General features: G+C 72.3%; 19 protein-coding genes and 1 pseudogene. 13 read left to right on the top strand and 7 right to left on the bottom strand.

Translation table 11 applies throughout. From position 1 onward, the window contains the following. Positions 1-71 precede the first annotated feature (71 nt). The gene (locus LRS07_RS20960; protein WP_312028333.1) at positions 72-1,367 is read right to left on the bottom strand and encodes a type IV pili methyl-accepting chemotaxis transducer N-terminal domain-containing protein; all 1,296 of its coding nucleotides are present in this window, start codon (positions 1,365-1,367) and stop codon (positions 72-74) included. 330 nt (positions 1,368-1,697) lie between these two features. On the opposite strand from LRS07_RS20960, the gene LRS07_RS20955 reads away from it, so the two are divergent. Then, positions 1,698-2,972, top strand: coding sequence for an MFS transporter (locus tag LRS07_RS20955; RefSeq protein ID WP_260499848.1), 1,275 nt, complete (start codon positions 1,698-1,700; stop codon positions 2,970-2,972). On the opposite strand, the gene LRS07_RS20950 is transcribed toward LRS07_RS20955, so the two are convergent. The 3 genes and pseudogenes from LRS07_RS20950 to LRS07_RS20940 form a co-directional block, all read right to left on the bottom strand. Then, entirely contained in the window at positions 2,929-4,641 is a 1,713-nt protein-coding gene (locus LRS07_RS20950) for a bifunctional protein-serine/threonine kinase/phosphatase (protein WP_260499847.1), read from the bottom strand. The two genes, LRS07_RS20955 and LRS07_RS20950, sit on opposite strands and share 44 nt — an antisense overlap. Before the next feature lie 114 nt (positions 4,642-4,755). After that, positions 4,756-5,676, bottom strand: a complete 921-nt coding sequence (locus tag LRS07_RS20945; protein ID WP_260499846.1) for a response regulator transcription factor — start codon at positions 5,674-5,676, stop codon at positions 4,756-4,758. 44 nt (positions 5,677-5,720) lie between these two features. After that, positions 5,721-9,112 (bottom strand): annotated as a pseudogene (locus LRS07_RS20940) (hybrid sensor histidine kinase/response regulator). Between the two features lie 254 nt (positions 9,113-9,366). Between LRS07_RS20940 and urtA the strand changes: the two are divergent. From urtA to LRS07_RS20905, 7 genes are all read left to right on the top strand, one after another. Further along, a complete protein-coding gene (gene urtA, locus LRS07_RS20935) occupies positions 9,367-10,617 on the top strand; it encodes an urea ABC transporter substrate-binding protein (RefSeq protein ID WP_260499845.1) in 1,251 nt (416 codons plus the stop codon). A gap of 122 nt (positions 10,618-10,739) precedes the next feature. Then, complete coding sequence (gene urtB, locus LRS07_RS20930) at positions 10,740-11,654, top strand: urea ABC transporter permease subunit UrtB (RefSeq protein ID WP_260499844.1); 915 nt, start codon at positions 10,740-10,742, stop codon at positions 11,652-11,654. An 18-nt stretch (positions 11,655-11,672) separates the two neighbouring features. Beyond that, entirely contained in the window at positions 11,673-12,875 is a 1,203-nt protein-coding gene (urtC, locus tag LRS07_RS20925) for an urea ABC transporter permease subunit UrtC (protein ID WP_260499843.1), read from the top strand. Positions 12,876-12,987: 112 nt separating this feature from the next. Beyond that, positions 12,988-13,731 carry an urea ABC transporter ATP-binding protein UrtD gene (urtD, locus tag LRS07_RS20920; RefSeq protein WP_260499842.1) on the top strand — a complete coding sequence of 248 codons (744 nt, stop codon included), beginning with the start codon at positions 12,988-12,990 and terminating at the stop codon, positions 13,729-13,731. 11 nt (positions 13,732-13,742) lie between these two features. Then, positions 13,743-14,432 carry an urea ABC transporter ATP-binding subunit UrtE gene (gene urtE, locus LRS07_RS20915; RefSeq protein WP_260499841.1) on the top strand — a complete coding sequence of 230 codons (690 nt, stop codon included), beginning with the start codon at positions 13,743-13,745 and terminating at the stop codon, positions 14,430-14,432. 29 nt (positions 14,433-14,461) lie between these two features. Then, a complete protein-coding gene (fmdA, locus tag LRS07_RS20910) occupies positions 14,462-15,691 on the top strand; it encodes a formamidase (protein WP_260499840.1) in 1,230 nt (409 codons plus the stop codon). Positions 15,692-15,708: 17 nt separating this feature from the next. Next, positions 15,709-16,053 (top strand): zinc ribbon domain-containing protein, encoded by a 345-nt coding sequence (locus tag LRS07_RS20905; RefSeq protein WP_260499839.1) that lies wholly within the window; start codon positions 15,709-15,711, stop codon positions 16,051-16,053. Positions 16,054-16,091: 38 nt separating this feature from the next. On the opposite strand, the gene LRS07_RS20900 is transcribed toward LRS07_RS20905, so the two are convergent. Then, positions 16,092-16,721, bottom strand: a complete 630-nt coding sequence (locus LRS07_RS20900) for a hypothetical protein (RefSeq protein WP_260499838.1) — start codon at positions 16,719-16,721, stop codon at positions 16,092-16,094. A 197-nt stretch (positions 16,722-16,918) separates the two neighbouring features. Here LRS07_RS20900 and LRS07_RS20895 point away from each other — a divergent pair, with 197 nt between their 5' ends. Continuing rightward, positions 16,919-17,347 carry a VOC family protein gene (locus LRS07_RS20895; RefSeq protein ID WP_260499837.1) on the top strand — a complete coding sequence of 143 codons (429 nt, stop codon included), beginning with the start codon at positions 16,919-16,921 and terminating at the stop codon, positions 17,345-17,347. On the opposite strand, the gene LRS07_RS20890 is transcribed toward LRS07_RS20895, so the two are convergent. Together LRS07_RS20890 and LRS07_RS20885 are read right to left on the bottom strand one after the other, a co-directional pair. Next, positions 17,344-18,774, bottom strand: coding sequence for an MFS transporter (locus LRS07_RS20890; protein WP_260499836.1), 1,431 nt, complete (start codon positions 18,772-18,774; stop codon positions 17,344-17,346). The genes LRS07_RS20895 and LRS07_RS20890 overlap by 4 nt on opposite strands. Before the next feature lie 15 nt (positions 18,775-18,789). Beyond that, complete coding sequence (locus tag LRS07_RS20885; RefSeq protein WP_260499835.1) at positions 18,790-19,887, bottom strand: RNA methyltransferase; 1,098 nt, start codon at positions 19,885-19,887, stop codon at positions 18,790-18,792. A gap of 93 nt (positions 19,888-19,980) precedes the next feature. Here LRS07_RS20885 and LRS07_RS20880 point away from each other — a divergent pair, with 93 nt between their 5' ends. The 4 genes from LRS07_RS20880 (at position 19,981) to LRS07_RS20865 (ending at position 23,813) form a co-directional block, all read left to right on the top strand. Next, entirely contained in the window at positions 19,981-20,208 is a 228-nt protein-coding gene (locus tag LRS07_RS20880; protein ID WP_260499834.1) for a hypervirulence associated TUDOR domain-containing protein, read from the top strand. A 99-nt stretch (positions 20,209-20,307) separates the two neighbouring features. After that, positions 20,308-21,348, top strand: coding sequence for an aliphatic amidase (locus LRS07_RS20875; RefSeq protein ID WP_260499833.1), 1,041 nt, complete (start codon positions 20,308-20,310; stop codon positions 21,346-21,348). Positions 21,349-21,367: 19 nt separating this feature from the next. Next, positions 21,368-22,201 (top strand): CbbQ/NirQ/NorQ/GpvN family protein, encoded by an 834-nt coding sequence (locus LRS07_RS20870; protein ID WP_312028332.1) that lies wholly within the window; start codon positions 21,368-21,370, stop codon positions 22,199-22,201. Further along, positions 22,185-23,813 (top strand): nitric oxide reductase activation protein NorD, encoded by a 1,629-nt coding sequence (locus LRS07_RS20865; protein WP_260499832.1) that lies wholly within the window; start codon positions 22,185-22,187, stop codon positions 23,811-23,813. Before LRS07_RS20870 ends, LRS07_RS20865 begins: the two co-directional genes overlap by 17 nt. Positions 23,814-23,922: the final 109 nt, after the last annotated feature.

Here is a 23,922-nt window from a genome sequence, read left to right as displayed (position 1 = left end):
GCTGTCTCCTCGCGGCGCGAAACGGCGCCGGGCATCGGCCATCCGGCAACGGCCATGCCCTGGGACGGTCGTCAGCCCATCAGCACCGACAGGCTGCGCTCGTAGTCGGCGGTGAGCCGTTCCAGCGCGTCGAGCAGCGATTCGCTGGCCTGCGCCAGCTGCAGCCGGCCGCCCGGCGTGTCCACCGCGCGCACGCCCTGCAGCAGCCGCTCCCATTCGCTGTCGAGCGCGGTCAACGAGGCGCGGATCTCGTCGCTCGACAGCGGTGCCGCGTGCAGCTCGGCCAGCGCGGCGACGAACTGCTGCACCGTCGCGTCCGCCGCCTCGGCCGCCTGGCGCGCGGCGTCGCCCTTCAGCAGCAGCGCCTGCAGCGCCTGCTTGGCCAGGCGCTGGGACAGCATGCGCTGGCGCCCGCTCAGGTTGACCACCCGCAGCGGCGCCGCCGGACCGGCCGCCTGCAGCGCGGCGGTGAGGCGCTCGGCCTCCTCCAACAGCCGCTCGCCCACGGCGTCGGCCGCCAGCAGGTCGGCGCCGTCCGCCTGCGCCCCGGCCGTCGGCTCCGGTTGCAGCGCGGACCGCAGTGCCGAGAGCGCATCGGCCACCGCCTGCAGCAGGTCGCCGAAGGTCGCGGCGGACAGCGTCTTCTGCAGCTGGGCCACCTGCTGATCGGCGCGCTGCAGGCTCTGCTGCAGCAGCGCGCGGGCCGCGGGTGCCTCGGTGCCGGTGCGCGCCAGCGCCTGCAGTTTCAGCAGCCGCTGCGACAGCATGCGCAGCTGGCCGGCGCGGTTGACGGCCTGCGCGTCGTGCGCGGTGTCGATCACCTGCTGCGCCACCTGCGCCACCGAGTGGCGGGCGTTCATCGCCGACCGGCGCAGCAGCGCGAAGGCCTCGTCCTCCGACAGGCCGCGCGCCTTCATCAGCACCCCGGTGGCGCGGGACAGGCGCTTGCGCTCCTCGTAGCGCTCGGTCATCTGCTGCAGGGCGTCGCGCAGCCGGCGCTCGTGGTCGAAGCGCGCCTGCGCCAGTTGGACCAGCGGCCGCAGCCGGGCCGCCGCATAGCCCTGCACCACCCAGCCGTGGCAGCCGCTGTCCATCGCCTGCTGCGCCGCCTCGGCCTGCAGCGCGTCGGTGAACACCAGCACCGGCAGCGGCGCCGTGTCCTGCAGCAGGGCCAGGGCGCGGAAGAACGCCGGGCCCGGCCTCGGCTCCCAGCAGACGACCAGGTTTGGTGCCAGCCGCACCGCCTCGCGCACCAGGTTGTCGCAAGTGGTGCGACCGGCCAGCCGCAGGCCGGCCGCGGTCAGGTCGTCGGCCAGCGGCGGCAGGTCGGGGGCGGCGGACGGGGCGGCCAGCAGGACGGCGACCATGCGGCGGTCTTTCTCGGGCGGGATGGGCTCGGGCGGGCGGAGGGCGCCGAGCATAGTGCACGCCCTCGGCCGCCGCCTGCAGCCGCCGATGGCACGGATGCTGCAGCCCCTGGCGCATCCACGTCGGGCCCAGCGCCGTGCCCGACCTGGCGCCCCCGGCCGACCGCACGACGATGTGCCCGCCACCCGCTTCGAGCAGCCGCGGTGGCCCGGTCCGGCAGGCCGACGACCGCGTCGGTCCGGCGCCTGGCACACCGTCCGCCCTGTCGGGTCAGCGCCCTGCCGACCTCGGCGGGCGACCCTGCACCGCCTTGCACCCCACCCCGCGCCATGACCACCCGCTTCTCCGACTTCCTGCGCTCCGGCCACGGGCCGACGCTGTTCGCGTCCTTCCTCTATTTCGACTTCTGCTTCGCCATCTGGGTGCTCAACGGCGCCATGGGCCCGTTCATCGGCGAGGCGTTCAACCTGTCGCCGGCGCAGAAGGGCTTCATGGTCTCGGTGCCCATCCTCGCCGGCGCGCTGATGCGCTTCCCGCTCGGCGTGCTGGCGCAGTACATCGGCCGCAAGAACGCGGCGATGGTGGAGATGGGCCTGATCGTCGCGGCGCTGGTCTTCGGCTACGTCTTCGTCGACAGCTACGACAGCGTGCTGGCCATGGGCGTGCTGCTGGGCATCGCCGGGGCCAGCTTCGGCGTCGCGCTGAGCCTGGGCAGCGGCTGGTTCCCGCCCAAGTACAAGGGGCTGGCGATGGGCATCGCCGGCGCGGGCAATTCGGGCACCGTGCTGGCGGTGCTGTTCGCGCCGCCGCTGGCGATGAAGTTCGGCTGGCAGAACGTCTACGGCCTGGCGGCGCTGACCATGCTGCTGCCGCTGGCGGTGATGTGGTTCGCCGCCAAGGAGCCGCCCGACCGCGAGCCCCAGACCTTCCGCGAGCACATCGCCTGCCTGTTCGAAAAGGACGGCTGGGCCTTCAGCCTGATCTACGTCGTCACCTTCGGCGGCTTCATCGGCCTGGCCAGCTTCCTGCCGACCTACTACCACGACCAGTTCAAGGTGACCAAGGTGGAGGCCGGCCAGCTCACCATGCTGGCCACGCTGATGGGCTCGGGCGTGCGGGTGCTGGGCGGCTGGGTGTCCGACCGGCTGGGCGGCATCACCACCCTGTCGGGCGTGCTGGTGCTGGTGGCGGTGACGCTGGTGCTGTGCGGCTTCGCCGGCGGCTCGCTGGCGCTGACCACGCTGCTGTTCATGCTGTGCTTCGCGGCGCTGGGCGCCGGCAACGGCGCGCTGTTCCAGCTGGTGCCGCTGCGCTGGCCGCTGACCACCGCGGTGGCCGGCTCGATGATCGGCGAGGTCGGGGCGCTCGGCGGCGGCTTCCTGCCCAACGCCATGGGCCTGTCGCAGCAGCACACCGGCACCTACCTCTGGGGCTTCGTCGCCTTCGCGGTGCTGGCGGTGGTCATGCTGGTGATGCTGCGCCGGGTGCAGATCCGGTGGACGCGGACCTGGGCGGAGAAGGGGGGTCGCGCGCGCGGCGCGGCGCCGGGCAGCCGTCCGGTCAGCGCGGCAGGAACAGCAGCCACACGATCAGCAGCGCGTTGAACAGCAGCGACACCGCCAGCGCGAGCTGCCACAGCAGCGCGGGGTCGCGGCGGATCAGCGGGGTGGCCGGCGGCGGCGGCAGGCGGCGCGAGGCGCCGCGTTCGAGGGCCAGGGCCAGTTCCTCGGCGGTCTCGAAACGCAGCCGCGCGTCGCGGGCCACCGCCTTCAGCACCAGGTGGTCGAGCCAGATCGGCACGTCGGGCCGCAGCCGGGACGGCGGTACCGGGTCGCGCCGGTAGCGGCCGGTCTGCCAGGGTTCGACCTCGCCGTAGGGCAGCCGTCCGGTGAGCCAGCGGTACAGCGTGACGCCCAGCGCGTAGAGGTCGCTGCCGGCATCGGCGCGGCCACCGTCGTCCCACTGCTCGGGGTTCATGTAGCTGGGCGTGCCGGCGTGCAGCTCGCGCTGCGCCGCGGGCTCCTGGCCGGACAGCGCCGCGCCCAGGTCGAGCAGCCGCCAGCCGCCGTCGTCGCCGAGGTGCAGGTTCTCCGGCTTGACGTCGCGGTGGATCACGCCCTGGCGGTGCAGCCGGCCCAGCGTGCGCGCCACCTGCAGCGCGCCGTCCACCGCCTCGGCCACGCTGAAGCGGCGGCCCTGCGCCAGCCACTGCGCCAGCGTCTGGCCGCCGTGCCAGTCGAACAGGGTGTACAGCGCGGTGGCCCCCTGCGGCTCGACCACCCGCACCAGGCCGCGGCCGTCGTGTTCGGTCACCCTGGCGCCCAGCCAGGCCTCGTGGGCCAGCATGGCGCGCTCCTCGGGGTCGTGGGCCCGGGCCTCGTGCAGCGTCTTCAGCGCCACCAGCCGGCCGTCGCCGTCGCGCGCCTGGTACAGGCGGTGCACGCCGTTGTCGGCCACCAGCGCGGTGATGGTCAGCCCGTCGATCACCGCGCCCACCTTCAGCCGCGGCGGCGCGCTCAGGTGGCGCAGCCGCTGCACCACGTCGTCGAGCCGGGCGGTGTCGAGTCCGAGCACGCGGATGACCAGCGCGCTGCAGTTGTCGTGGCTGCCGGCGGCCAGCGCCGCGTCGACCAGCGCTTGGCTGGCCCGCTGCGCATCGCCCGTCGGGTCGGCGGCCAGCGCGGCGATGCGCGCCGGCGGCAGCGTGCGGTGCACACCGTCGGTGGTCAGCACGAAGAGGTCGCCCACCGCCAGCTCGCCCTGCAGGTAGTCCACCCGCACCGCGTCCTCCAGGCCGATGGCGCGGCTCAGGCCGTTGCGCAGGTCGGGGTGCGACAGCGCATGGTCCTGCGTCAGCGGCTGCAGCCCGTCGCCGTGCAGCCGCCAGCAGCGGGTGTCGCCCACATGCGCCACGGTGAAGCCGTGCCCCTGCAGCGCCAGCGCGGTGAGGGTGGTCATCGCCGTGGCGCCGTCGGCCTGGCCGCGCTGGGCGTTGAGGCCCGCCAGCCAGCGGTTCTGCGCGCCGATCAGCCGGTCGAGGACGACGGTGGTCTCCCAGGTCGCGGGCGCGGCGAAGAAGTCCTGCAGCAGCGCCATCACGGTCGTCTGCGCCGCCAGCCGGCCCTGCCCGCCGGCCGAGACGCCGTCGGCGATGGCGGCGATCAGCCCGCGCGCGGCCTCGTGCGGTTCCGCGCGCAGCGCGCCGGCGAAGTCCTCGTTGCGGGCGCGCCGGCCGGCGTGGCTGGCGTGGCCGATGTCGCAGTGGAAGGTCATGGTGAGGTGGGCCGCGGCCTCCCGTTGAGGCCTGGGGTTCCACGCCGGGCTCCCTGCGGCGGCGAAGTCTAGCCGGCGGTCCGCCTCGACCCTCCGGCATCGACGTTCACCGGTTCACCCCAGCGTCCGGCTCGCCAGCGCCGCCGCCGCCGCCCGCGTCTCCACTCCGAGCTTCTCGAAGATGTGCTCCAGGTGCTTGTTCACCGTGCGCGGGCTCATGCCGAGGATGTCGCCGATGTCGCGGTTGGTCTTGCCCTTGGCCAGCCAGGACAGCACTTCGGTTTCGCGTGGGGTGAGGGCGGCGGTGGCCAGCCGGTTGTCCTGCGCGCTGCCGGCCGCTTCGGTGTGCAGCAGCCACATCGATTCGCCCAGGCCGGCGGCGCCGAGCTGGCGGGCGACGAGCTGGCTGCCGTCGGGCCGCGGCTGGCGCAGCGGCGCGTCGCCCTGCGCGGCGGACAGCCAGGCGGCGCCGGCTCCCGGCTCGCCGAAGGCGTCCTGCAGCCAGCCCTGCGCCCGCGGCGAATGCCAGGCGATGCGGCCGCGGGCGTCGAGCATCACCACGCCCAGGCCGCCGACGTCCACCGCCTCGCGCGCCAGGCGGGTGGCCTTGGCGTTGCGCACATGGGTGGCCAGCCGGGCCAGCACCTCGGGCACCTTGATCGGCTTGACCACGTAGTCGACGCCGCCGGCGTCGAAACCGTCCACGATGTTCTCGGTCTCGGACAGGCCGGTCATGAAGATCACCGGCACATGGGCCCAGCTCGGCTGCGCCTTGAGCCGCCGGCAGACCTCGAAGCCGGACAGCCCGGGCATCACCGCGTCGAGCAGGATGGCGTCGGGCACCGCGAGCTCCAGCCGGTCGAGCGCGTCGTGGCCGTCGCCGGCCACCAGCACGGTGTAGCCGTCGTCGGCCAGGGCGTCGCACAGCAGGCGCAGGGTGTCGGGGGCGTCGTCGACGACCAGCACCACGCCGGCGCTGCCCGGCGCGGGGGTGGTGTTCGCGGGGTCGGTGCGGGCTTCGGGTTCGGCAAGCATGGGGCGGGTTTCCAGGCGGCGTGCAGGCGGGCGTGCCCGCAGGGTCAGGCGTCCGCCGGCTCCTTGAGCCGGTCGATGAGGCCGGTGAAGTCGAAGCGCTCGACCAGCCGTTCGAGCTGGCGGCACTCGGCGGTCAGCGCGGGGTGGTGTTCGGCGATCTCGGCCAGCTGGCGGCGCAGGCCCTGCGCATGGCCCAGGCGCGCCAGCTGACGCAGCGCCGGGCGCAGGTGCGCCGGCAGGGGGGCGCGCTGGCCGACGAGGGTGCGGAGGCCAGGGTGGACGCCAGCGCGCCCATCACCGGCGGGGCCTCGTGCACCCACTGCAGGCTGAGCGCGCTGCCCAGCGCGGCCAGCAGCTCCGACTCGACCACCGGCTTGGGCACGAAGGCCTGGCAGGCGGCGTCGGCCACCGCCTCGGCGCGGTTCTCGAACACGTTGGCGCTGACGATGACGATGGGCAGCGTGCCGTGGCCGAGGGCGCGGATGGCGCGCGCGGTGGCCCAGCCGTCGATGTCGTCCATCGTCAGGTCGAGCAGCACCGCGTCGGGCGCACGCTGGCGCACGTTGGCCACCGCCTCGGTGCCGCTGGCCGCTTCCTCGATGTCGAAGCCCAGCGGCATCAGCAGCGCGGCCAGCAGCTGCCGCTGCAGCGGCTGGTCGTCGACCACCAGCAGCCGGCGCCGCCGGCCGCGGTAACCGGTGACCGGCCGCAGCGTGGCCACGTCCTGCAGCGGCGGCACCGCGTCGCCATGCAGCTCGCGCAGGTAGAGGCGGACCGAAAAGGTGCTGCCCTGGCCGGGCACGCTGCGCAACGTCAGCTCGCCGCCCATCAGGTCGGTCAGCAGGTGAGTGATGGTCAGGCCCAGGCCGGTGCCGGGCTCGGTGGCGCGGCGGCCGGCGCTGCCGCGCTCGAAGGGCAGGAAGATGCGCTCCTGGTCCTCCGGCGCGATGCCGCTGCCGGAGTCCTCGACGTCGAAGCGCACCACCTCGCGCCGGCAGTCCACCCGCAGGGTGACCTGGCCCTGGTCGGTGAAGCGCACCGCGTTGCCGAGCAGGTTGATGAGGATCTGGCGCAGCCGCTTGGCGTCGGCCTTCACCCACGGCGGCAGCCGGCCGCTGGTGGCCAGGCTGAATGCCAGGCCCTTGGCCTCGGCCTGCGGCCGCACCATGCGCACCACCTCGTCGAGGAAGGCCGGCAGCGGCAGGGGGCCGGTGTCCAGCCGCAGGCGGCCGGCCTCGATGCGCGCCAGGTCGAGCGTGCCGTCGACCAGCGCGTGCATGTGCTCGGCCGAGCGGTGGATGGTGGTCAGCGCGTCGCGCACCCGGCCGACCGGCGGCGCCGTCTTCAGCGCCACGTGGGCGTAGCCGAGGATGCTGTTCAGCGGCGTGCGCAGCTCGTGCGTCATGCCGGCGACGTAGCGGGTCTTGGCGTTGCTCGCGCGTTCGGCGGCTTCCTTGGCGCGCTGCAGTTCGGCGTCGGTCCGGCGGTGGGCGTCGATCTCCTGCTGCAGCAGCGCGTTGTGGCGCTGCGATTCCTCGTGCGACAGGCGCCGGTTCTCGGCCGCCAGCACCACCCACCAGGCGCCCACCGCGGCCACCAGCGCCATCAGCGCGAAGATCTTGACGAAGACCTCGCCGAGCGCGTCGGCCGGCAGCACCAGCCGTTCCTGGGCATAGACCAGGCCGAGCACGGTGGCCAGCAGGCCGCACATCGACAGCAGCACCACGCTGTAGTGCGCCACGCGCAGGTTGATGCGCTCGGCCAGGCGCGCGGGCAGCAGCAGGCTGGTGAAGTCGAGCACCTGCTCGGCCGCGCGCGATCGGGTCTTGCAGCGGTCGTCGCAGCGCGACTCCAGCGTGCAGCACAGCGAGCAGATCGGCGCCCGGTAGGCCGGGCAGGACGCCATGTCCTCGGCCTCGAAGCGGTTCTCGCACACCGCGCAGGTGACGAGTTCGCCGGGCCGGCCGGGCTGGTCCGGCGTGCGCGCCAGGTAGAAGCGGCCGCGCGTCGCCCAGGCCAGCAGCGGCGAGACCAGCAGCGCGGTGACCAGCGCGATGAAGGGCGCGAAGGCCTGCGCCACCGGGCCGAGCAGCCCGCCGAACGCCGCCATGCCCAGCACCGTGGCGACCAGCATGCTGCCCAGGCCCACCGGGTTGAGGTCGTAGAGGTAGGCGCGCTTGAACTCGATGCCGCGCGGGCTCAGGCCCAGCGGCTTGTTGATCACCAGGTCGGCCACCAGCGCGCCGACCCAGGCGATGGCGACGTTGGCGTACAGCCCCAGCACCTGCTCCAGCGCATGGAAGACGCCCAGCGTCATCAGCAGCACGGCGATGAGCACGTTGAACACCACCCACACCACGCGGCCGGGGTGGCTGTGCGTCAGCCGCGCGAAGAAGTTGCTCCAGGCCAGCGAGCCGGCGTAGGCGTTGGTGACGTTGATCTTGACCTGGGAGACGATGACGAAGATGACGGTGGCCGCCAGCGACAGGCCCGGTGCGCCGATGGCGGCGGTGAAGCCGGCCAGGTACATGCGGGTCGGCTCGATGGCCTTTTCCACCGGGATCTCCACCTGAAGCGCCAGGAAGGCGAGGAAGGCGCCGGCCAGCATCTTCAGCATGCCGGGCACCACCCACCCGGGGCCGGCCAGCAGCACCGCCGCCCACCACCGCCCGCGGTTGGCGTGGGTCTTCTCGGGCAGGAAGCGCAGGAAGTCGACCTGCTCGCCCACCTGCACCACCAGCGAGAAGGCGACGGTGGCGGCGGCGCCGAAGGCCAGCGGCTCGAAGCCGGCGCTGCCGGTGCTGCGGCCGGCCAGGGTGGTGAAGTCGCGGTACAGCTCGGGCTGCTCGATGAGCAGCCAGGCGAAGGGCCACAGCAGCAGCACGATCCAGACCGGCTGCGTCCAGCCCTGCAGGCGCGAGATCAGCGTGATGCCGTGCGTCACCAGCGGCACGATGACCACCGAGCTGACGATGTAGCACCACACCAGCGACCAGCCGAAGGCCATCTCCAGGGCCAGCGCCATGATGGCCGCCTCGAGCGCGAAGAAGATGAAGGTGAAGCTGGCGTAGATGAGCGAGGTCAGCGTCGAGCCCAGGTAGCCGAAGCCGGCGCCGCGGGTGAGCAGGTCCATGTCCACGCCGTACTTGGCGGCGTAGTAGCCGATGGGCAGGCCGGTGGCGAAGATCACCAGCCCCACCACCAGGATGGCCCACACCGTGTTGGCGAAGCCGTGGTTGAGCGCGATGGCGCCGCCGATCGCCTCCAGCGCCAGGAAGGACACCGCCCCGAGCGCGGTGTTGGCCACCCGCCACTCCGACCACTTGCGGAACGCCCGCGGCGTGTAGCGCAGGGCGTAGTCCTCCAGCGTCTCGTTGGCGACCCAGGCGTTGTAGTCGCGGCGGATGCGGATGATCTGGGAGGGCGTCGCGCTCATGTCGTCGCGCTCATGTCAGGCCCTCGCCCGACGGCTCCGTCGGTCGACCCCGGGGGGATGCGGGCCGGCTCGGGAGCGGCCCGGCGCTCGGCCCGCGGGGGCGGTGAATGCGGTGTGTCATGGGAGGTCCGGCGCACGTTCGCAAGAACCGGACCGGACGGCCTATGCGTCGATTGACGTATTCGGCCCGGCGCCCCCGGGCACGACAGTGCGGCCCATCGCTTTCGCACTGTCCGACGGAGAAGGAGCCCCGAATGTCCCATGCCGAGAATCCCGACCTGAAGCGCCGCCGCCTGCTGCAGGCCGCCGGTGCACTGCCGCTGGCCGGCCTGCCCGCCGTGGCCCTGGCGCAGCAGTTCCCCACCGCCAAGGTCAACCCCACCAAGCTGGCGATCACCGACACCGAGGTGACCGTGGGCCAGCTGCACTCGGCCACCGGCACGATGGCGATCAGCGAGACCGGCTCCATCCAGGCCGAGCAGCTGGCCATCGACCAGATCAACGCCATGGGCGGCATCCTCGGCCGCAAGATCAAGGTCATCAAGGAGGACGGCGCCAGCGACTGGCCCACCTTCGCGGAGAAGAGCAAGAAGCTGCTGGTCAACGACAAGGTGGCCTGCGTCTTCGGCTGCTGGACCAGCGCCTCGCGCAAGGCGGTGCTGCCGGTGTTCGAGAAGGAGAACGGGCTGCTGTACTACCCCACCTTCTACGAAGGCCTGGAGCAGAGCAAGAACGTCATCTACACCGGCCAGGAGGCGACGCAGCAGATCCTCTACGGCCTGGACTGGGGTTCGAAGGAGAAGAAGGCCAAGACCTTCTTCCTCGTCGGCAGCGACTACATCTGGCCGCGCACCTCGATGAAGATCGCCCGCAAGCACATCGAGACGGTGGGCAAGCTGGGCAAGGTGGTCGGCGAGGAGTACTACCCGCTGGGCCACACCAACTTCAACTCCCTGATCAACAAGATCAAGGTGGCCAAGCCCGACTGCATCTTCGCGGCGGTGGTGGGCGGCTCCAACGTGGCCTTCTACAAGCAGCTGAAGGCGGCTGGCATCACCGGCGACAAGCAGTTCCTGCTCACGCTGTCGGTGACCGAGGACGAGATGACCGGTGTCGGCGGCGAGAACTTCGCCGGCTTCTACAGCTCGATGAAGTACTTCCAGACGCTGGACAACGAGAACAACAAGAAGTTCGTCGACGCCTTCAAGAAGGCCTACGGCCCGAAGGCGGTGATCGGCGACGTCACCCAGGCCGGCTACCTCGGCCCGTGGTTGTGGAAGGCGGCGGTGGAGAAGGCCGGCAGCTTCGACGTCGACTCGGTGGTCAAGGCCTCGCCCGGCATCGAGCTGAAGACCGCGCCCGAGGGCTACGTCAAGGTCGACGAGAACCACCACCTGTGGAGCAAGTCGCGCATCGCCATGGGCATGCCCGACGCCACCTTCAAGGTGGTGGCCGAGTCGCCCAACCTGATCAAGCCGGACCCCTTCCCCAAGGGTTACCAGTGATCGGTGGGTGCGAACGGCACCCGTGTTGAACGAAATGGGCGGGCCGAGCGCCGGCCCGCTCCCAGGCCGGCCCGTCATCCCCTCGGGGATCGGCCGGCCCGCTCGCCGGACGAGGGGCTCACATGACGCTTGCTGAGATGTGGAACATCGCGCTGATGCAGGGCTTCGCCGGCATCAGCCTGTTCTCGGTGCTGCTGCTGATGGGCCTGGGGCTGGCCATCATCTTCGGCCAGATGGGCGTCATCAACATGGCGCACGGCGAGTTCATGACCATCGGCGCCTACACCATCTTCCTCGGCTCGACGCTGACCGAGAAGTACGCGCCGGGCTTCATGCAGGCGTACTTCCCGGTGGCCATCGTGGCCGCCTTCGGCTTCGCCTTCGTCGGCGGCTGGCTGGCCGAGTGGGCGCTCATCCGCCACCTGTACAAGCGGCCGCTGGACACCCTGCTCGCCACCTGGGGGCTGTCGCTGGCGCTGCAGCAGTGCTTCCGTTCCTTCATCGGCCCGAAGGAGGTCAGCCCCACGCTGCCGGACTGGCTGATGGGCTCCTGGGCGCCGCAGGAGGGACTGGACATCCCGATCAACGGCCTGTTCGTGCTGGCGCTCACCGCGGTCGTCACGGCCGGCGTGCTGGTCGCGCTGTACAAGAGCCGCTGGGGCCTGCGGGTGCGCGCCACGGTGGCCAACCGGCCGATGGCCAACGCCACCGGCATCAACACCAAGAACACCGACCGGCTGACGTTCGCCATCGGCTGCGGCATCGCCGGCGTCGCCGGGGCGGCGTTCACCACCATCGGCTCCACCGGGCCGACCAGCGGCTCGCTCTACATCGTCGACGCCTTCCTGGTCGTCACCTTCGGCGGCGCGGCCAGCCTGCTGGGCACGGTGGCCTCGGCCTTCGGCATCGCGCAGACGCAGTCGGTCAGCGAGTTCTTCATGACCGGCTCCATGGCCAAGGTGCTGACGCTGAGCCTGATCGTGCTGATCCTGATGATGCGTCCGCAGGGGCTGTTCGCCGCCAAGGTCCGTCGCTGAGCAACCGGAGTTGAATCGATGAAGGCCCTGCACGAGTTCATGAAGCGGTCCGGCCTGGGCTACCTGGTGCTGCTGGGGGTGCTGATGGTGGTGGTGCTGCCGCTGTCGCTGGACATCTTCCGCCTCAACCTGGTGGGCAAGTACCTGAGCTACGCCTTCGTCGCCATCGGCCTGGTGATGGTGTGGGGCTACGGCGGGGTGCTGAGCCTGGGCCAGGGCGTGTTCTTCGGCCTCGGCGGCTACGCGATGGCGATGTTCCTCAAGCTGGAGGCCAGCGACCCGGAGAGCACCAAGATCCAGTCCACGCCGGGCATCCCCGACTTCATGGACTGGAACCAGCTCACCGAGCTGCCCGCCTTCTGGCTGCCGTTCAAGAGCCTGCCGCTGTCGCTCATCCTCGTCATCGCGGTGCCGGTGGCGCTGGCCTGGCTGATCAGCTTCGCCATGTTCAAGCGGCGCGTCGGCGGGGTGTACTTCGCCATCATCACGCAGGCGGTGGCGCTGATCCTGACCGTGCTGATCATCGGCCAGCAGGGCTACACCGGCGGCGTCAACGGCATGACCGACCTGAAGACGCTGCTGGGCTGGGACATCCGCACCGACAGCGCCCGCTACATCCTCTACTTCGTCTGCTGCGCGCTGCTGCTGGCCAGCATCGCCCTGTGCATCGTCATCCAGAAGAGCAAGCTGGGCACGCTGCTGCTGGCGATGCGCGACAAGGAGGACCGGGTGCGCTTCTCCGGCTACGACGTGGCCAACTTCAAGGTCTTCACCTTCTGCCTGGCGGCGGCGCTGTCGGCCATCGGCGGGGCGATGTTCACGCTGCAGGTGGGCTTCATGTCGCCCAGCTTCGTCGGCATCGTGCCGTCGATCGAGATGGTGATCTACGCCGCGGTGGGCGGCCGCATGAGCCTGGTCGGCGCGGTGTACGGCACGCTGCTGGTCAACGCCGGCAAGACCTTCTTCTCCGAAAGCTTCCCTGACCTGTGGCTGTTCCTCATGGCCGCGCTGTTCATCGGCGTGACGATGGCCTTCCCCGACGGGCTGGCCGGCGTGTGGAGCCAGAAGATCGTGCCCTGGTGGCAGCGCAAGCAGGCCGCCCGGCTGCAGAACCGGGCGCAGATCGCCGCCGCCCAGGCCAGCTACCCGCTGCCGCCCGCGCCGCCGCGGCCGTCGCAGCCGGCCGACCTGCCGTCCGGCATCAGCGGCCAGCGCGCCTGAGGGAGACGCACGTGATCAATGAAGCGAAGCGGGCCGAGCGCCGGGCCGCTTCCAAGCCGGTCCGCATTCCCTCGGGGGATCGGTCGGCGTACTCGACGACCGAGGGGCACCCATGAGCAACACCGACTTCGCGCTCGCAGTGGAAGACCTCACGGTCTCCTTCGACGGCTTCAAGGCCATCGACAAACTGACGCTGTACGTCGACAAGAACGAGCTGCGCGTGATCATCGGCCCCAACGGTGCCGGCAAGACCACGCTGCTGGACCTGATCTGCGGTCGCACCAAGGCCAGCGGCGGCAGCATCAAGTTCCGCAACACCGAGCTCACCCGCATGGCCGAGCACAAGCGGGTGCGGCTGGGCATCGGCCGCAAGTTCCAGACGCCGTCGATCTACGAGAACCTGAGCGTGTGGAAGAACCTGGAGGTGTCCTTCCCCGGCGGGCGCTCGGTGCTGGGCGCGCTGGCCTTCCGCTGCGGTCCGGAGGTGCGGTCGCGCATCGAGTCGGTGGCCGCCGAGATCGGCCTGACCGACCGCCTGCATACCGAGGCCGGCCTGCTCTCGCACGGCCAGAAGCAGTGGCTGGAGATCGGCATGCTGCTGATGCAGGAGCCCGAGCTGCTGATGCTCGACGAGCCGATCGCCGGCATGAGCGCGCGCGAGCGCGAGCTCACCGCCGACCTGCTGCAGCGCATCTGCAAGAACCGCAGCGTGATCGTCATCGAGCACGACATGGACTTCGTGAAGAAGATCGCCCACAAGGTGACGGTGATGCACCAGGGAAAGATCCTCGCCGAAGGGCCGATGGAGAAGGTGCAGGCCGACCCCAAGGTCATCGACGTCTACCTTGGCCATTGAGGAGCGACGACATGCTGAAAGTCAACGACCTCGTCGTCGCCTACGGCCAGAGCCAGGCCCTGCACGGCATCAGCTTCGAGGCCAACCGCAACGAGACGGTGGCCATCATGGGCCGCAACGGCATGGGCAAGACCACGCTGTTCAAGAGCCTGATCGGCATGCTGCCCGCCAAGGCCGGCCGCATCGAGGTCGACGGCAACGACGTGACCAGGCTGGAGAGCTACCAGCGCGTGGCCCGCGGCATCGCCTACGTGCCGCAGGGCCGGATGATCTTTCCCACGCTGACCGTGCTGGAGAACATCGAGACCGGGCTGGAGAACGCCAAGTCCAAGCGCGTGCCCGAGGAGATCTACGCGCTCTTCCCCGTGCTGTGGGACATGCGCAAGCGCAAGGGCGGCAACCTGTCCGGCGGCCAGCAGCAGCAGCTGGCCATCGCGCGGGCCCTGGTCACCGAGCCGAAGGTGCTGCTGCTGGACGAGCCCACCGAGGGCATCCAGCCGTCCATCATCAAGGACATCGCCAAGGCGCTGAACGAGATCCGCAAGATGAAGCAGATCACGATCGTGGTCAGCGAGCAGGTGCTGTCCTTCGCGATGGACGTGGCGGACCGCCTCTTCGTCATCGAAGGCGGCCGGCTGGTGCACGAGACCTCGCGCGCCGGCACGGATGCGGACCGCATCAAGGCCTACCTCTCCGTCTGATCCCCCTATTCACCGAGCGAGGAGCACTCATGCCCGAAACCCTGATCAAGGTCGACCTCAGCCAGCCCGCGCCCACCAACGAGAAGGTGCACAACCGCTGGCATCCCGACATCCCGATGGCCTGCTGGGTCAAGCCGGGCGACGACTTCGTGCTCGAGACCTACGACTGGACCGGCGGCTTCATCAAGAACAACGACTCCGCCGACGACGTGCGCGACATCGACCTGACGACGGTGCACTACCTGTCGGGTCCGGTGGGCGTGCACGGCGCCGAGCCCGGCGACCTGCTGGTGGTCGACCTGCTCGACATCGGCGCCAAGGACGACAGCCTGTGGGGCTTCAACGGGTTCTTCAGCAAGAAGAACGGCGGCGGCTTCCTCACCGAGCACTTCCCGCAGGCGCAGAAGTCGATCTGGGACTTCCACGGCATGTTCACCACCTCGCGCCACGTGCCCGGGGTGAAGTACGCCGGCCTGATCCACCCGGGCCTGATCGGCTGCCTGCCCGACCCGAAGATGCTGGAGGTGTGGAACACGCGCGAGCAGGCGCTGATCGACTCCGACCCGGCCACCAGCGGCCTGGCCAACCCGCCCTTCGCCGGCACCGCGCACATGGGCAAGCTGACGGGCGACGCCAAGGCCAAGGCCGCGGCCACCGGCGCGCGCACCGTGCCGCCGCGCGAGCACGGCGGCAACTGCGACATCAAGGACCTGTCGCGCGGCTCGAAGATCTTCTTCCCCGTCTACGTCGACGGCGCGGGCCTGTCCGTGGGCGACCTGCACTTCAGCCAGGGCGACGGCGAGATCACCTTCTGCGGCGCCATCGAGATGGCCGGCTGGGTGCACATGAAGGTGCAGCTCATCAAGGGCGGCATGGCCAAGTACGGCATCAAGAACCCGATCTTCAAGCCCAGCCCGATCACGCCCACCTACAACGACTACGTCATCTTCGAGGGCATCAGCGTCGACGAGAGCGGCAAGCAGTATTACCTGGACGTGAACGTGGCCTACCGCCAGGCGTGCCTGAACGCCATCGAGTACCTGAAGAAGTTCGGCTACTCCGGCGCGCAGGCGTACAGCATCCTCGGCACGGCGCCGGTGCAGGGCCACATCAGCGGCGTGGTCGACGTGCCCAACGCCTGCGCCACGCTGTGGCTGCCGACGCAGATCTTCGACTTCGACATCAACCCCAGCGCCGCCGGGCCGCAGAAGTTCATCGACGGCAGCGTGCAGATGCCGCTGTCGCCGGACCTGGCCTGAGCGAGGGGGCCGACGCGATGCCGACCTACGACTACGCCTGCCGTGACCACGGCGGCTTCGACGCCTTCCGCGCGCTGTCGGCCCGCGACGAGCCGGCCGCCTGCCCGGACTGCGGGGCGGCCTCGCCGCGGGTGTTCGCCAGCGCGCCGCGGCTCGGGCTGCTGGACGGCACCACCCGCACCGCGATGGACGTCAACGAGCGGGCCCGCCACGAGCCCAAGCGCTCGGGCGACTACCAGCGGCTGAAGCACCCGTCGGGCTGCGGCTGCTGTTCGGCCGCCGGCGCGCGCAGCGCGACCGTGCGCGCCGCCAACGGCGCCAAGGCCTTCCCGTCCAAACGGCCCTGGATGATCAGCCACTGAACCCGTGCCGGCCGCGGGCCGGTCACGGGCCGGCGGCCTCACTTCACGTGGATGACGCGCATGCCGAAGGCGTTGCCGTCGGCGCGGTCGAGCACCTGCACGGTGGCCAGCCGGGGCTCGAAGCCCTCGGGCAGCGGCAGGGCGCCGCGCACGCTCTCCACGTTGTCCAGCGTCAGCTCCACCGGCTGGGGCTTGACGCGGGCTTCGCCGCCGTTCGCCGGCTGGCCGTCCAGCACCAGCTGCAGCACCGCGCTCAGCGGCTTGTCGGCGGCGCCGCCGCGCGACAGCACCAGGTCGTACTGCAGCTGGCCCGACTTGGCGCGGATGGTGGCCGCGCGCACCTGCACCCGGCCGCCGCGCGGGTCGGGCGGCAGTGCGGCCGCCAGGGCGGCCACCGTGCCGCGCAGCTCGGTCACCGTGCGCCGGTCGGCGTCCCGTTCACCGGTCAGGCGCTGGTGGTCGGCCTGGGTGGTCTGCAGCCGCGCGGCGGTCGCCTGCAGTTCGCCGTCCAGGCGCTGGCGCTCGGACTCGGCGCGTTCGTAGGCCTCGCGCAGGGCCGCGCTCTCGGCGGCCGACAGGCGTTCGGGCAGGTAGCGCTCCTGCACGACGACCGTGCCCACCACGCCGGCGACCAGGCCGGTGCCCAGCAGCACCAGCCAACGCGGCACACCGCGGCGCCTGCCGCGCCGGCCATGCGTCGTGAAGGCCACCGGTCTCGAACTTCTCATCATCTTCGGCGTGTCGACGTGTGGGGGTCAGCGAGGCGCGCAGGCTACCGCGAAGCGGCGCAGGCCCTGTAACACCAAGAACGGTGCCCACCGGACGACGCCTGGGTAGCATGGCCACCCACCCGATGGAGTGCGCCATGGAGACGTCCGAACTTCACCGCGGCCGGCTGATCGACCACCTGCAGCTGGTGGTGCGCGACCTCGGCGCCAGCCGCCGTTTCTACGAGGCGGTGCTTGGGGTGCTCGGCGTGCCGCTCGGCGGCAGCGCCGAGACCTACTTCTGGGCCGACGAGCTGTTCGTCTCCAGCGCCGACAGCGAGGCGGCGCAGGGGCGGCTCACCGGCCGCCACCACCTGGCCTTCCAGGCCCGGGATCGGGCGATGGTGGAGGCCTTCCACGCCGCCGCGCTGGCCCATGGCGGCCGCGACAACGGCGCCCCCGGCGAGCGGCCCTACCACCCGGGCTACTACGCCGCGTTCGTGCTGGACCCCGACGGCAACAACATCGAGGCCGTCCACCACGGGCCGGCCAGGCGCAGCGCAGCGTCGGTGACGGTGACGTTCTAGGCGTCGCCCGCCGCCTGGCCCGTCACCGCCAGCCCGGTGTCGCGGTGCAGGCGCAGGAAGCCGAGCACGGCCAGCGCGCACACCACCGCCAGCACGACGAACGCGACGCGGAAGTCGGCGCTGACCGGCGAGCCGCTGCCCGGCCGGCCGGCCAGCCAGGCGGCGGCCACCAGCGCCAGCGTGCCGAGCGCCACGCCGAGCGCCGTCGACACCTGCATCGACACGGTGGACAGCGTGGCCGCCGCGCCGCGCTCGGCCTCCGGCACGTCGGCGAAGGTCAGCGTGTTCAGCGCGGTCAGCAGCACCGAGCGCGAGGCGCCGGCCAGCACCAGCAGCACCGCCAGCCAGGTGTAGGGCGTGTCGGCGTCGAGCAGCGCACAGGCGCCGATGGTCAGCGCGCAGCACACGCCGGCGCCCAGCATCAGGCGGCGGAAGCCGAAGTGCCGCAGCAGCGGGGTGGTGACCGTCTTGATGCCGAGGTTGCCGAGGAAGTAGGGCAGCAGCAGGGCGCCGGCCGCCGCGGCGCTGAGGCCGAAGCCGAGTTGGAACATCAGCGGCAGCAGGTAGGGCGTGGCCTGCAGGCACATGCTGGCGAAGGTGCCGCCGGCCACCGTGGCCACCGCGAAGCTGCGCCGCGCCAGCGGCGCCAGGCTCACCAGCGGATGCGGCGTGCGCCGCAGGTGCCGCAGCGTCCAGGCCCCGGTCAGCAGGCCCAGCGCCAGAGCCGCCAGCGAGGCGGCGCCGGCGCCGGGCAGGTCACGCGCGTGGGCCAGGCCTTCCATGCCGCCCAGCAGCAGCACCAGCGCAGCCGCGGCGCCGATCGCGCCCGCGCCGTCCAGCGGCCGGCGCCGGCCCGGCCCGTCGGCCGGCACCCAGCGCAGCATCAGCACCACCGCCGCCAGGCCGAGCGGCAGGTTGAGCCAGAAGTTCCAGCGCCAGGAGGCATAGGTGGTGACCAGGCCGCCCAGCGGCGGGCCCAGCACCGGCGCGAACAGCGCCGGCCAGGTGAGCAGCGCGGTGACGCCGATCAGGTCCTGCGGCCGGGTGCCGCGCAAGGCCAGCGTGCGCGCCAGCGGCATCAGCAGGCCGGCGGCGGCGCCCTGCAGCACCCGGGCGGCGATGAGCTGCGGTGCCGTCTGCGCCACCCCGCACCAGCCGGATGCCAGCGTGAACACGCCCAGCGACAGCACCACCGCGCGGCGCAGACCCCAGCGGTCGCCCACCCACCCGGACACCGGCAGCACCGCGCCGGCGGCGAGCAGGTAGACGGTGACCGCCGCGCTCATCGCCAGCGGCCGCGCCTGCAACGAGGCCGCCATCGCCGGCAGCGAGGTGTTGAGGATGGCGCCGTCCAGCAGCAGCAGGAAGAACGCCGCCGCCATGACGAGCGGCACCCGGCGCTGGAAGCCCGTCGAGGAGGTGTTCATGCCGCCGGCGCCGCTTCAGCGTGCGGCCACGACCGGGGGCAGGCGGGTGCGACCGGCGGCGGTCTGCCGCACCCGCTGGGGATCGGCCAGGTCACGGGCGCGCAGCTGGCCGCAGCCGGCGTCCACGTCCTGCCCGGCGGACTGGCGCAGTTTGGTCAGCACGCCGCCCGCGTGCAGCCGGCGCACCAGCGCGCGCAGCCGCTCGGCGTCCGGGCGGCGGAAGTCGACGCCGTCGACGCGGTTGTAGGGGATGAGGTTGAGCACCGCTCGCCGCCCGCGCAGCAGCGGCAGCAGCGGCCGCCATTCGTCCTCGCCGTCGTTGACGCCCTCGATCAGCGTCCACTGCACCTGCAGCGGGTGGCCGGTGGACTCGGCGTAGCCGAGCGCGGTGCCCAGCAGTTCGGCCGGCGCCCAGCGCGGCGCCTGCGGCAGCAGCGCCGCCCGGCGTTCGGCGTGCACGCTGTGCAGCGACAGCGCCAGCGCCGGCTTCACCGGTCCTTGCGGCAGCCGCCGGAAGGCGCGCTCGTCGCCGACGGTCGAGAAGACCAGCTGCTTGTGGCCGATGCCGCCCACGGTGCCCAGCAGCTCGATCGCCTCCATCACCGCGTCGAGGTTGTGGCTGGGCTCGCCCATGCCCATGAACACCACCTTGCGCAGCGGCCGGCGGCGGCGCGCGAGCACCACCTGCGCGGCGATCTCGGCGCTGCCGAGCTGGCGCAGCAGGCCGCCGCGGCCGGTCATGCAGAAGGTGCAGCCCACCGCGCAGCCGACCTGGCTGGACACGCAGACGCCGTCGCGCGGCAGCAGCACGGACTCCACCGTCTGCCCGTCGGCCAGCGCCACCAAGAGGCGGCTCGATCCGTCCGCCGCCGGGTGCTCGTCGCGCACCCGGGCCAGGCCGTCCAGCCCCTGCAGCAGCGCCGGCAGCCCGGCGCGCACGCCGGCCGGCAGCCAGTGCTCGTCGCGCCGCTTGGTGACGGCGCCCAGCCAGCGGCGCAGCACGGCGTCGGCATGGGCGGGCCGCGCGCCGGCCGCGGCCAGGCGCTCGCGCACGGCGGACAACGACCGCAGGGCCGGGTCCAGGGTGGCGGGGTCGGGAAGGGGCGCGTTCATGGTCGATGGGGCAGCGGTGCCGATTGTCGCGGCAGCGCCCCGGGGAACGCCGCTTGCCGCCGCAGCCGCATCGAGGCTCCACCGTCGTCCGCCATGGCCCGCTCAACGTCCGATTCGCTCAAGCCCGGCGATGCCGTGCGCTGGAACACCTCCCAAGGCGAGACCGAGGGCACCGTCGTGCGCAAGGTCACGGGCAAGGCCAAGGCCGGCGGCCACACCGCCAAGGCCAGCAGCGGCGAGCCGCAGTTCGAGGTGAAGAGCGACAAGACCGGCAGGACCGCCATCCACAAGCCCGAGGCGCTGAAGAAGAAGGCGCGCTGACCCGCGGCGGCGCCGCGCCGCTACGTCGATCGACGTATGGGCCGGTGCGCCGCGCCGTTCCAACAATGGCCGCCCGTCAAGACAGAGGAGCGGTCCACCATGATGCACGGCGACATTTCCAGCAGCGCGGACACCGTCGGCGTGGCCGTCGTCAACTACAAGATGCCGCGCCTGCACACCAAGGCCGAGGTGCTGGAGAACGCGCGCAACATCGCCAAGATGATCGAGGGCATGAAGCTCGGCCTGCCCGGCCTGGACCTCGTGATCTTCCCCGAGTACTCGACGCACGGGATCATGTACGACTCGAAGGAGATGTACGACACCGCGTCCACCGTGCCGGGCGCCGAGACCGAGGTCTTCGCCATGGCCTGCCGCAAGGCCAAGGTGTGGGGCGTGTTCTCGCTCACCGGCGAGCAGCACGAGGAGCACCCGCACAAGGCGCCCTACAACACGCTCATCCTGATGAACGACCAGGGCGAGGTGGTGCAGAAGTACCGCAAGATCATGCCGTGGGTGCCCATCGAGGGCTGGTACCCGGGCAACTGCACCTATGTGTCGGAAGGCCCGAAGGGCCTGAAGATCAGCCTCATCATCTGCGACGACGGCAACTACCCCGAGATCTGGCGCGACTGCGCGATGAAGGGCGCCGAGCTGATCGTGCGCTGCCAGGGCTACATGTACCCCGCCAAGGACCAGCAGGTGCTGATGGCCAAGGCCATGGCCTGGGCCAACAACGTCTACGTGGCGGTGGCCAACGCCGCCGGCTTCGACGGCGTCTACAGCTACTTCGGCCACAGCGCCATCGTCGGCTTCGACGGCCGCACGCTGGGCGAATGCGGCGAGGAGGACTACGGCATCCAGTACGCCGCGCTCAGCAAGAGCCTGATCCGCGACTTCCGCAAGAACGCGCAGAGCGAGAACCACCTGTTCAAGCTGCTGCACCGCGGCTACACCGGCAAGATCAACTCGGGCGAGGGCGACACCGGCGTGGCGGCCTGCCCCTACGACTTCTACTCGAAGTGGATCGCCGACCCGGAGGCCACCCGCAAGCAGGTCGAGGCCATCACCCGCTCGACCGTCGGCACCGAGGAATGCCCGATCGACGGCATCCCCAACCCGGCGACGCTGGGGCATCGCTGACACCGCGCCGGCTGTCGCCGTGAACGCCGTTCCCCGGCCGGCGGTCGCGCCCGACCCGCTGGCCGCCTGGCGCCTGACCGACGCGCCCTGGTACACCCCGCAGGCCGACGAGGTCGAGGTCTTCGAGGCCGCGCACGCGCGCCGGCTGCCGGTGCTGCTGAAGGGCCCGACCGGCGTCGGCAAGACGCGCTTCGTCGAGCACATGGCCTGGCGGCTGAAGCTGCCGCTGGTCACGGTCGCCTGCCACGAGGACCTGGGCGCCGCCGACCTGGTCGGCCGCTGGCTGCTCGAGGCCGACGGCACCCGCTGGCAGGACGGGCCGCTGACGCTGGCGGCGCGCCACGGCGCGATCTGCTACCTGGACGAGATCGCCGAGGCGCGGGCCGACACCACCGTCGTGCTGCACCCGCTGGCCGACAACCGCCGGCTGCTGCCGATCGACAAGCGCAACGAGCTGGTCGCGGCGCATGCCGACTTCCAGCTCGTGGTGTCCTGCAACCCCGGCTACCAGAGCTTCGAGCGCAGCCTGAAGCCCTCGACCCGGCAGCGCTTCTGCGCGCTGTCGTTCGCACCGCCGCGGCCCGAGCACGAGCAGCAGATCGTGATGCGGGAAGGCGGCGTCGAGGCGGACGTCGCCGAACGCCTGGTCGCGCTGGCGGCCCGCACCCGGCGCCTGCGCGACGAGGGGCTGGAGGAGGGCGCCTCCACCCGCACGCTGGTGCACGCGGCGCAGCTCATCGGCCAGGGCCTGTCGCCGCGGCGCGCCTGCGACCTGGCCATCGTGCAGCCGCTGACCGACGACCCGGCGCTGGCCGAGGCGCTGCAGGGGCTGGTGGATGCCTGCTGGCCATGACGCCACGCTGCGCACCGGCCGCGCCTACCTGAAGGGACTGGACGCCGAGCCGCCGCCGCTGAAGCCGCTGCCCCCGGGGCGGCGCGCGACGGCACCGCACCTGGAGGCCGGCACCGTGTGGTGGCCGGCCGAGGCCGGCGCCTTCGACGGCGCCTGGCGCCAGGCGGCGCTGGCCCATGTCGCGGCGCATGTGCGCCATGGCGGCGCACCCTTCGAGCGTGGCCTGCGGCCGATGACGCAGGCGGTGCTGGGCGTGCTGGAGGACGTGCGCGTCGAGCGCCTCGCCGCCGTGGCCTCGCCGGGCCTGCTGCGCCAGTGGCGTGGCTGGCATGGCGAGGCGGTGCGGGCCTGGCCCGGCCTGCGCGACGGCCTGCCCTCGGTCGAGGCGCTGCTGCTGCGGCTGTCGCAGGCGCTGCTCGATCCCGCGGTCGAGGACCCGGCGCACTGGGTCGCGAAGGGCCGGTCGCTGTTCGAGGCCGCGGCGGTGGACGGCCTCCCGCCGCGCGAGGCGCTGCCGGCCATCGCCCGCGACCTCGGCCGCGACCTGGGCCAAATGCGGCTGCGCTTCGCCGCCGACCGCTACCGGCCGCAGCCGGGCTACCGCGACGACAACGCGCACCTGTGGACGGTGCCGCCGGAGCTCGGCCAGCCGATCGAGGTGCCGGCCGACGCGCCGCCGCCGCCCGCCGCCGGGCCCTCGCGCACCGACGCCGCCGGCGCCCCCGGCCCGCTGGACGAGGCGGCGCCCGACGACGCACCCGTCGTGCGCGTGCACCGCCACCCCGAATGGGATTGGCGCATCGGCGGCCTGCGGCCCCAGTGGTGCACGGTGCGCGAACGCGAGGCGCCGGTGGGCGATGCGGCGGGCCTGGCGTGGCCGGTGCTGCCGGCCGGGCGCGCGACGGACCGCAGCGGCCCCTGGCGCCGGGAGGAGGACGGTGAGGTGCCGCACTGGGGCGCCTGGCTCGACGCCGCCATCGAACGCCGCCTCGGCCGCGGCGGCGGCGAGCGGCTGTACCGGGTGCCGCGCCCGCGGCCGCCGCGGCTCGACGTGCTGCTGCTGGTCGACACCTCGGCGTCGACCGTCGAGCCGCTGCCCGCGGCCGGCCGCCGGCGCGGCGGCTGGGCGGCCGGCACCACGGTGCTGCAGGCGCTGCGCGGCAGTGCGCTCGCGCTGGCCCAGGCGCTGGAGCGGTCCGGCCAGCGCTGCGCCATCGCCGGCTTCGCGTCCAACACCCGGCACGACCTGCGCTGGGTGTCCGTCAAGTCGTTCGACGAGCCGGCCGCGTCGCCGGAGGTCGCGGCCCGCGCGGCGGGCCTGCGCAGCGCCTGGTCCACCCGCCTCGGGACGGCGGTGCGCCACGGCACGCGGGTGCTGCGTCGGGCCGCGGCGGCCACGACCGGGCCGTCGCGGCAGCCCGTGCTGGTGCTGCTCAGCGACGGCGAGCCGCACGACGTCGACGTGCACGACCGCCGCACGCTGCCGGCCGACCTGCGGCATGCGCTGCGCGAGGCGCAGCGCGCGGGCGTGGTGGTGCGGCAGCCGCCGCTGGGCGACGTCGCCGCGGCGTGGGCGCTGCTGTTCCATCCAGCGTCGCGCCCGAGGCCGTGACCGGCGCCTCCCACACCGGCGCGTTGCGCCGGTGGGCGGTCTGCACGCCTTCGGCCGTGTCGGCCGGCGGGATGCGGCCCACGGCGACGACGCGCTCGCGCACGTCGCG

The organism is Aquabacterium sp. J223 (assembly GCF_024666615.1).
Classification (GTDB): Bacteria; Pseudomonadota; Gammaproteobacteria; order Burkholderiales; family Burkholderiaceae_C; genus J223.
This window is presented reverse-complemented; position numbering and strand designations above follow the sequence as displayed.